We start from the raw sequence: 8,517 nt of genomic DNA, 5'->3' as shown, positions 1-8,517 counted from the left end.
CCATCCATGCCGGCCTCCTTCACCAGCACGGATTCTGAATCAGAAATCGCGTCCGAAGGGAATCCCAGACCGATTCAGAACGGTCGAAAACCGCTCTAATATCGCGACGATTCTTCGTCCGCTCTTATGACTTCCAGGTCTAGCGCCCCCCCGGCAGCGGGCAAGGAAGGCCTATGTCGCCGGGCCGCATCGATATCGCCCAGTTGCACCAGAATTTCGCCTACAGTCTTGCACGTCAACGACGCGCCCGGCACCTCGCGCCCCAGGGTCGAAGATGCCACACAGCCATCAGCCGGCGTCACCGCCGCTTGCATCTTTGAGGAGAATATCATGGCCGCCCCGACATCGGAACAGATCCGGCAGTTCATCGAACAACAGGCCGCCTTGTGGAACGCGGCCGATCACGATGCCTTCTTCGCGCTGTATCACGACTTCTGCCCCGGCGGTTTCAGCTTCGAAAGCCCCGCGAATTCGGGCGTCCACAAGGGCTGGGAGGCTTTGGAAGCGATGTGGCAACGGGCAGCGGGCAAGGTGCGCATCGACATGCGCAACCTGTTCGTGAACGGCCATGAGGCCGCGGCCCTGATGGCCAATGTGTTCGTGGACGGCAGCCAGTCCGACATGCTGACCATCGAAACCTATCATTTCAACGAGGACGGTTCGTTTCACGCCCGCTACTATCAATAGTCAGCTTAACCGTCCCATCCCGGTCTGTTCACGATAGGCGGCGGGCGTCATGCCCGTCGCCTTCCGGAACGCAGCGACGAAGGCGGACGAACTTCCAAAGCCGCTGTCGTAGGCGATCTGCTTCACCAGAGAATCGGACGTTCGCAGCAGGGTCTGCGCCCGCTCCAGTCGCATCGCGGACATGAAGCTGCGCAAGGTGACGCCCGTCGAACGGCGGTAGGATTCCGCCAGACGGCGGCCCGGCATACCGCAGGCACGGGCCAGTTCCGGAACGCTGGGACCAGGCCCGTTCATGTCGAGCAGCATCGACCGGATCAACGCCTGCTGTTTGGGCGACATGACATATTGGCCCTGTTCCTCGGCAGGCTTCGCCGCCTCCGACCGGCCTTCCATGCCCCGCCTCAGATCGGTGGCCACGGAAACGAGGGCCGCTTCGATCCGCGCGACACTGGCAAAGCCGGGCGCCAATATTTCGTCGGCGATACGCCGCATGGCGATCCTGACCTGGTCGCTTCCCGCCGACAGGCTACGTGCCCGGTCGAAGTCGGGCCATTCCCAGTCCAGTTCCCACCGTTCGCCGATCACCGCCATGTCGAACGTGCAGGATACGCTGCGTTGCCGTCCCTTGCGCCACCGGCAATAGAGCGGTTCTTCGCCTGTGAGGAACATCACGTCGCCAAGTGGCCGATAGTCGGCCTCGCTCGACGGCGTGCTGTAGGACGCGCCGACCACCGATCCGTGGCTGAGGAACATCTCGACGAAAGAAGACGGCGACTGGAATACCCCCTCGCCCGTATCGCTCCACCGGGTGTTGTAGATGCTGCAATGGAAACCGGCGCCACTCGCCCCGCCTTCCACAAGGTTATGCATCCCCCCCTTGTGCGCCAGTTCCGCGCCGTTGAGCGAATTCCGCATGCCGATCTCTCCATTTATATGCGAACGCTTTAACCCGGCGCGCCGCTTACGCCGGGATCGTTCGTCAGGTCATACGATGCCAACGTGCAGAGCCGTTGCCAACCCGCTATTTGGAAAGCATCGAGTGACCGGTATGGCATGAAAAAATGCCGGACGAACTGTCGAAAGACAGGTCGCCCGGCACCATGACCTGCGATAGCCCCTTTTCTATTGCAAGCCTATTCCCCGAACCGATAGCGGAGTTGGACGCCATACATGCGCGGCTCTGTATAGATGCCGGAGAGCACCGGGAGAGTCGGCGCAATCAGGGAACCGGTGACCAGCGCCGTCTTGTCGAAGACATTGCGCATGAAGAGGCTGAGGTCGACGCCGCGCCCGCCGACATTGTTCAGATCGATGCGCGCGTTGACGAGCCCATAGGACGGGGCGAGATAGGTGTTGAGCAACACCTTGCCGCTCCAGAAATAATCCACGCCGAAGGCGAGGTTACCCCCGAAAACATCGCCGGGAACGACGTAACGACCGTTGACGGTATAGCTGTGCTTGGCCTGCAGGGTGAACGGAATTTCGGTCGAGGAGGAAATGTTGGACGCGACCGCTGCAGGCGCGTCGAGGCGCGTCGTCTTCTGATTGAGGATAGAGCCGGTGCCTCCGATGGTCAGGCCCGCCACCGGTTCGATGCTCGCTTCGAACTCCAGCCCCTTGACAACCTTGTCGCCGACATTGGTCAGCACCGCAGAACTGGCCGGATCGTTGTTCGGGTCGCAATCGCCGTCGGGCGACGACGGCCGCGTCGGATTGGCCGGATTGCAGAGCGCCAGATTGGTGCTGAAGCCGCTGACGATAAACTGAACGTCCTTGGATTTCCCACGGAATACCGACACGTTCAGCTTGGTGCGCATGCCCGCGACGCGAAAACTGGATTTCGCGCCGAGTTCGACATCGGTCAAAGTTTCCGGTTTGAAGCTCTGGACCGCCGCCAGGCTGCCGCCAAGGCGCGGCTGGTTGAGCCCGCCGGCACGATAGCCGCGCCGTGTCACTGCGTAGACGAACAGGTCCGGCCTCATTTGATAGTCGAGGCCGATCGTCCATGTCGGCGCGCTGGAACTCGTCGCGATCTCGGCACCTGAAAACGGCGCGAAATTGGGATTGGTTACGGAACAATCCTTCGGCTTTATCCGGTAAGGCGCCTGAAATTCACCCGCACCGATGCAGGTGCGGAAATTATCCCACGTATATCGGAAACCGGCATTCAGCTTCAATCCTTCGGCAAGGCTGCCAAGGTTGATCGAAGCATTGCCGAACAGCGCTTTGCTCTTCTGATAATAATATTGATATTTGAAACGACCGTTGGTGGAACCGTAAAACAGATCCAGATCGCTGCCGTTCACGCCATTGGGGCGATTGTCGAGATAGAAGCCGCCCAGCGTGACGTCGGCCCACGGCCTGGGGGACAGCCGCAACTGCACCTCGTTGCTCAACTGCTGCTCATGAAAGACATTGTGCGCGTCGAGGATGCCCACGAAATCGGGCAATCCGTCGGTGTTCAGTTCGGCATACCAGCTTTGCTTGCGAAAACCGAAAATGTTTATGAGGGTTGCACTGTCGCTCATGGTGATCGTCGTGCGGTTGAACAGGCCGAGCGTGCGAACATTGCTGATCGGCTTGAAAGCTCCATAGTCGACGACGCGCGGCCCGCGCGCCAATTGTGCCTGAACGGGCGGCGTCACGCGCCCTGCCACGCCCTGCGTCACCGCGATGGGCAACACGCCGAAGGCCACCGAAGCGGCGCTGTTCTGATCCTGCTTGCGGTAATCGACGATGAAATCGTTGCTCAGCCAGTCGGTCGGGTCCAGCCTCAGCGTGGCGCGCAGACTGTCCGAATGCAGGTCGTCGAGATCCCCTCCCGTGCCCAGATTCTTCGTGTACCCGTCGCGCCGGTCGATGCGCGTGGCCAGTCGCAATGCCACGCGGTCGGCGACGATCGGTATGTTGACCGCTCCCTCCACCGAAATGGCGTCGTAATTGCCGTAAGTCGCTTGCGCATAACCGCCGAATTCATACTCCGCCCGCGCAGGCGTGATCAGGACCGCACCGCCGATCGTGTTGCGCCCGAACAATGTGCCTTGCGGGCCCTTGAGCACCTGGATGTTGGCCAAATCGTAAGTCGGCGCAGAACTCAGCGTCGTCGGCAGCGGCACTTCGGCGAAGTAGGTCACGACGCCCGGCTGGCCCGTGCCCGATGTCGGCCTGCTCTGGGCACGGATCGTATAGGTGGAATTTTCGACGGAGCCTGCACCCAGCAGGAAAACCCCGGGGACCGAGAAACGAATGTCGTTGAGCTGCGTGACGGACCGCTGGCGCAGCCCTTCGGCATTGAGCGCACTGACCGAAACCGGCACCGACTGGATGCTTTCCTCGCGCCGCCGCGCGGTCACGATGATATCGGTGGAATCGGTCGGACTGGGCGCGGCAACGGCAACCGCCCCTCCCCCGGTCTGCGCCATGATAGGTCCGGCCCAGATCGCCGGCGGCATGAATATCGTGGTAAATAACCAGGCTTTTTCAATCGTTTTCATACATTCTCCCCTAAACTAGACTTATTTTTCGTTATTTTATTCATGCTGGATCGTAAGTGCCCTGTCTGGACCGATCCCAATTACTTAGTAAAAATCACGCAACCTCGACCGGTAGCAAAGACCTGCATGTGCCGCTCGGGTCGTTTCCTGTCATGTTCGCGGGATGAAAGGCCTGGCTCGCAGCGGTTCGAACGGGGTACGGTGACCCGATAGGTCAGCGGCGATACCGTCGCCCTCAAACTTTCTGGCCAGCTTTTGCGGAGATATCCGACAAAATTCGACGCCGCATTCGCCGCTTCGACCATCAATCGTTCCTCACCTTCTTTATAACGGAAAGATGAGGGAGAGCCGGTTCGCTCGGCAAGCGGCAAGCGTTGTTCCGACTCGCATCTATCCATGGCAAGTGCAGCGATGAACGCCATCGAGCGGCTCGTATCTATCTCTGTCCGCAGATCACCGAAAAATCCGATGTGGATTGATCGCGTGTCGATCGCGGCAGCGGCAAGGCGGTTATGGCGGCAAACCCATGACAGGTCTTGCCGGTGCGCATAGGACGGCGGGCCGGGGGCGGGTCGCCCGCTGCGGCAGATACCCGCTTGCAGCTTCCACTGTCATTCGATTCCCCCCCGCCGCGATCCTTCAGAACCCGTTCATGGGCGTCGTGCTGAAAGTGCATGGCGACCGGATAGTCGGCCGCCCGCAACCGTAACGAGGATCGTCTATGAAGTCCCTCATTCTGGCCGTCCCGCTGGCGATGCTGATCGCAAGCGCCGCCCATGCACAGCCTGCCCCTTATAATTGCCAGAACGATCCGGTGCGCGTCGACATTCGGGCGCAGGCGCTGCCTACGGCGCTGGACGCCTTGTCTCGGCAGACCAACTGTCCGATCTCGCGGGATGTCGACGTTACCAAGTTGCGCGGCAACGCCGTCCGGGGACGAATGTCTCCCGCGAACGCAATGGTCGCACTGGTTCGCGGCACCGGCCTTGAAGCGCATCCGGTCCGACAGGGGTTGGCGATCGATCGGTCGGGCCAACAGGAAATCGCGGCCCGCGCGGACGCGCTCGACCGCCGCATCCGTGTCCGTCAGACAGCCGGCCATCTGACGCCCGGTCGCGCCAATGCCCTCAGCCGCCAGGTTGCGCAGGTCCGGCGCCAGGCCGTTCTCTTCGCGCGGCAACAGGGCTTCGTCAGCGCTGCTGAAAAGGCGAGCTTCCAGCGGACCTTCAAGGAGATCGACGCCGCGCTGAAGGCGTGAGCGTTGCGACGATCTGGCAAGGCGGACGTTCCGGGCGATAATCGCCCGGAACGTCGACCAAGCCTCTTCACCAGCCAAGCTCATGGCCTTCATAATCGACGAAACGGCAATCTGGTCGATCCATCGCCTCCCGGATGACGCCGATCAGGCCCGCTACGCTATCGGCGACGGTGACAGGCGCTTCGCTTCCCCCCATTTCGGTCTGCACCCAGCCCGGATGGAGCATCAGGACACCGATGCCCGCCGGTAAAGCATCCTTGATCGCAAGGGATCGCCCGAGCGAATTCAGGGCTGCCTTGCTCGCACGATAAAGCTCCATATCGCCATCGGCATTCAGCGAGATGCTGGCGGTGCGCGAAGACATGAAGGCGATGACACCGCCCTTTCGGACGAGCGGCATGACGCGGCGGGCCAGCCGTACGGGCGCCACCGCGTTCGTCCAGAACAGATCGGCCACCTCATCACGCTGCGCTTGAAGGACGTTCTGATGATCCGGACCGAAAATCCCGGCGTTGACGACCAGCGCATCGAGTGTACCGCGTTCCACCGCAGCTTCGAGCGTGCGACCGGCGTCCGGGTCCGAAAAGTCGAGCAGGGGCGACCGATCCCCGCCTCCCCGCATTGTCCGGACCGTCGCCGTCACGGTCGCGCCCTGCTCTGTGAATTTTTCCGCCAGCGCCTTGCCGATGCCTCGGGACGCGCCGATCACCGCTACATGCCTTAATATGTTCATGCCCTCTACCTATCAGAGGAACGCCCCAGGGCGATAGAGAAGCCCGTTCTTTGCGCCATCCCGCTTCGGATCGCTCGCACCTTCGACAATCAGGCCGCGGTCTTGTGCGCGACCCGAGCGACGGTTCGACGGGGTGCAGCCCCCCATCGATACGCGGTCAAAATGCCCCGGCCGTCCAAAAGCGTCTGGGCGTGGCACCTTCCGCACGCTTGACCGTTCATGCGGCGGACCGGCTTGCCGCCGCCGCCATCTTGCAGGAGACCGTGATGCTTCCATCCCCCGTCCGCTTCGACCCCGGCGTCGAACAGCTTCAGCCCGACGAGGCGGAGACCGTCGAGGGATTGAACGATACGTTCGATCTCATCCTCGAACGTACAGCAGAGGATTACGGCCATGCGGTCCGGTCGGTCCATGCCAAGTCGCACGGCCTGCTCGAAGGCGAACTGGCGGTGGACGACGGCCTGCCGCCCGAACTGGCGCAGGGTCTCTTTGCCACGCCGGGCCGCCACAAGGTGCTGATACGCCTGTCGACGAACGCCGGGGATATCCTGCCCGACGCGATCAGCCTGCCACGCGGGCTGGCGATGAAGGTGTTCGATGTGCCCGGCACGCGCCTTCCCGGCGCTGAGGGCACGGCGCAGGACTTCGTCATGGTCAACGGTCCGGTGTTTCAGGCCAAGACCGCCGACAAGTTCCTGGGCAACCTCAAGCTGCTCGCGAAGACGACCGACCGCATCGAAGGCACGAAGAAAATGGTGTCGGCGGTCCTGCGCGGCACCCGGCAGGTGCTGGACGCGGTCGGGCTGGAAACGCCCGCGGCGATCAAGACGCTGGGCGGCGCGCCCAATTCCGAACCGCTCGGCGATACCTATTTCAGCGCGACGCCGTTCCGATACGGGGACCATATCGCAAAGTTCAGCCTGGTGCCGGTCGCCCCTGCGATGACGGCGCTGACGGGCAAGGAGATCGACGTGGACGGTCGCGACAACGCCGTACGCGAAGACGTACGCGCCGAAATGCGCGCATTCGACGCTGTCTGGGAATTTCGCGTCCAGCTGTGCCGCGACCTTGAAAAGCAGCCGGTGGAGGACCCGACGGTCGAATGGGATGAAGACGACGCGCCCTTCGTCCGGGTCGCGACCGTCATCGCCAAGGCGCAGGACAGCTGGAGCGATGCCCATGTCCGAAAGATCAACGAGGAAACCCGCTTCAGCGTCTGGACCGGCATCGCGGATCACCAGCCGCTCGGCAATATCAATCGAGCCCGCAGGGACGCTTACCGCCATTCCGCCGATTTTCGCGCGCGGGTGAACGCCTGCCCCTATCATGAGCCCACCGGCGCGGACGGCTGACGCCGCCCGCACTGACCTCCGCCCGAAGATGCAGACGTGCCGGACCTCGACGGAGCCTCAACGTTAAGCTCCCCCCCATCCAGCAGCGACACGATATCGGATCGTCCGCCACCGCCCCCGTCCTCCAGAGCATCGAGCGTCGCGCGCGCCATGGCGCGATAGGCGGGCAGCAGCCTTGGGCAGTCGCGTTCCAACGCAGCCAGATGGTCCGCCACCGTTCCCGCGTCGCCGCGCAGCAATGGGCCTGAAAGCGCCCCCATCCCCCGGTCCAGCCCGTTGTCGAGCGCCGCGCGCGTCAACGGAGCGAGCAGCGCACCCGGATCGTCCACTCCCGCCGCTGCCAGCGCATCCCGCGCACCTGCGATCAGCGTCACGAGATGGTTTGCCGCATGGGACAGCGCCGCATGGTAGAGCGCCCGGTGCGCTTCGGCGACCGGCACGGGCACCCCGCCCACTCTGCGCACCAGCGCCTGCGCCCATGCGTCCGCCGCCGCGTCCGGCGCGGTCGTGGCGAAGCGCGCACCCGCCATCCGCGCGACTTCGGTCACGGGATCGCCGGTAAAGGTCATCGCCGGGTGGATCGCCGCCGTCATCGCTCCCCGCTGTGCCAGCGGCCGCAGGACGCCCGCGCCGCTGCGCCCGCTCACATGAAAGACGAAGCTGCCCGGTCGCACCGCGCTCGAAAGGTCGTCCACGACCCTGTCCAGGGCATCGTCCGCCACCGCCAGCGCAACGATGTCGCAGCGCGCGACAAGAGCGGCGAGCGTCTCTGCCCCCTGCCCGCCCACAGCCGCCACCGCCGCATCGCGGCGTGCGGCATCGCGGCCCCATATCCCTACCGGCTTCCCCGCGGGATCGGCCAGCGCCAGCGCCAGCGCCAGCGCGCGCGCCACCCGGCCCGTCCCCACGACGCCGATCCGGCACCCTGCCCAAAAATCCGTACCGAAATCCGCCATGCCGCTCTCGACTTCCTGCCGCTGCGCTTTAATCTCT

At 63.3% G+C, this 8,517-nt stretch carries 8 protein-coding genes; 3 read left to right on the top strand and 5 right to left on the bottom strand.

Annotation, left to right across the window (positions count from 1 at the left end):
- Positions 1-330 precede the first annotated feature (330 nt).
- On the top strand, positions 331-687 hold the full coding sequence (locus DI606_RS01890) for a nuclear transport factor 2 family protein (protein WP_293979334.1): 357 nt from the start codon (positions 331-333) through the stop codon (positions 685-687).
- Here the strand turns inward: DI606_RS01890 and DI606_RS01885 are convergent, their stop codons facing one another.
- From DI606_RS01885 to DI606_RS01875, 3 genes are all read right to left on the bottom strand, one after another.
- Positions 688-1,602: an AraC family transcriptional regulator gene (locus tag DI606_RS01885; protein WP_293979332.1), complete on the bottom strand. Its 915-nt coding sequence runs from the start codon at positions 1,600-1,602 to the stop codon at positions 688-690.
- A gap of 218 nt (positions 1,603-1,820) precedes the next feature.
- A complete protein-coding gene (locus tag DI606_RS01880) occupies positions 1,821-4,181 on the bottom strand; it encodes a TonB-dependent receptor (protein ID WP_293979330.1) in 2,361 nt (786 codons plus the stop codon).
- Positions 4,182-4,261: 80 nt separating this feature from the next.
- The gene (locus tag DI606_RS01875; protein ID WP_293979328.1) at positions 4,262-4,603 is read right to left on the bottom strand and encodes a hypothetical protein; all 342 of its coding nucleotides are present in this window, start codon (positions 4,601-4,603) and stop codon (positions 4,262-4,264) included.
- Between the two features lie 299 nt (positions 4,604-4,902).
- Between DI606_RS01875 and DI606_RS01870 the strand changes: the two genes are divergently transcribed.
- Positions 4,903-5,439: a hypothetical protein gene (locus tag DI606_RS01870; protein WP_293979326.1), complete on the top strand. Its 537-nt coding sequence runs from the start codon at positions 4,903-4,905 to the stop codon at positions 5,437-5,439.
- Positions 5,440-5,506: 67 nt separating this feature from the next.
- Here the strand turns inward: DI606_RS01870 and DI606_RS01865 are convergent, their stop codons facing one another.
- Entirely contained in the window at positions 5,507-6,172 is a 666-nt protein-coding gene (locus DI606_RS01865) for an SDR family NAD(P)-dependent oxidoreductase (RefSeq protein WP_293979324.1), read from the bottom strand.
- Positions 6,173-6,438: 266 nt separating this feature from the next.
- Between DI606_RS01865 and DI606_RS01860 the strand changes: the two genes are divergently transcribed.
- Positions 6,439-7,524, top strand: coding sequence for a catalase family protein (locus tag DI606_RS01860; protein WP_293979322.1), 1,086 nt, complete (start codon positions 6,439-6,441; stop codon positions 7,522-7,524).
- Here DI606_RS01860 and DI606_RS01855 read toward each other — a convergent pair.
- On the bottom strand, positions 7,497-8,480 hold the full coding sequence (locus DI606_RS01855; protein WP_293979320.1) for a DUF2520 domain-containing protein: 984 nt from the start codon (positions 8,478-8,480) through the stop codon (positions 7,497-7,499). The genes DI606_RS01860 and DI606_RS01855 overlap by 28 nt on opposite strands.
- Between the last annotated feature and the right edge of the window lie 37 nt (positions 8,481-8,517).

It is taken from the genome of Sphingobium sp., assembly GCF_003248505.1.
In the GTDB taxonomy this organism is placed as follows: Bacteria; Pseudomonadota; Alphaproteobacteria; order Sphingomonadales; family Sphingomonadaceae; genus Sphingobium.
Note: the sequence above shows the minus strand (reverse complement) of the source record. Positions and strands in the feature narration are given on the sequence as shown.

What these genes read in the sequence shown, in the direction of transcription:
- DI606_RS01890 (WP_293979334.1), top strand. Translation starts at nt 331, where the DNA reads ATGGCCGCCCCGACATCGGAACAGATCCGGCAGTTCATCGAACAACAG.
- DI606_RS01885 (WP_293979332.1), bottom strand. Translation starts at nt 1,602, where the DNA reads ATGCGGAATTCGCTCAACGGCGCGGAACTGGCGCACAAGGGGGGGATG.
- DI606_RS01880 (WP_293979330.1), bottom strand. Translation starts at nt 4,181, where the DNA reads ATGAAAACGATTGAAAAAGCCTGGTTATTTACCACGATATTCATGCCG.
- DI606_RS01875 (WP_293979328.1), bottom strand. Translation starts at nt 4,603, where the DNA reads ATGGCGTTCATCGCTGCACTTGCCATGGATAGATGCGAGTCGGAACAA.
- DI606_RS01870 (WP_293979326.1), top strand. Translation starts at nt 4,903, where the DNA reads ATGAAGTCCCTCATTCTGGCCGTCCCGCTGGCGATGCTGATCGCAAGC.
- DI606_RS01865 (WP_293979324.1), bottom strand. Translation starts at nt 6,172, where the DNA reads ATGAACATATTAAGGCATGTAGCGGTGATCGGCGCGTCCCGAGGCATC.
- DI606_RS01860 (WP_293979322.1), top strand. Translation starts at nt 6,439, where the DNA reads ATGCTTCCATCCCCCGTCCGCTTCGACCCCGGCGTCGAACAGCTTCAG.
- DI606_RS01855 (WP_293979320.1), bottom strand. Translation starts at nt 8,480, where the DNA reads ATGGCGGATTTCGGTACGGATTTTTGGGCAGGGTGCCGGATCGGCGTC.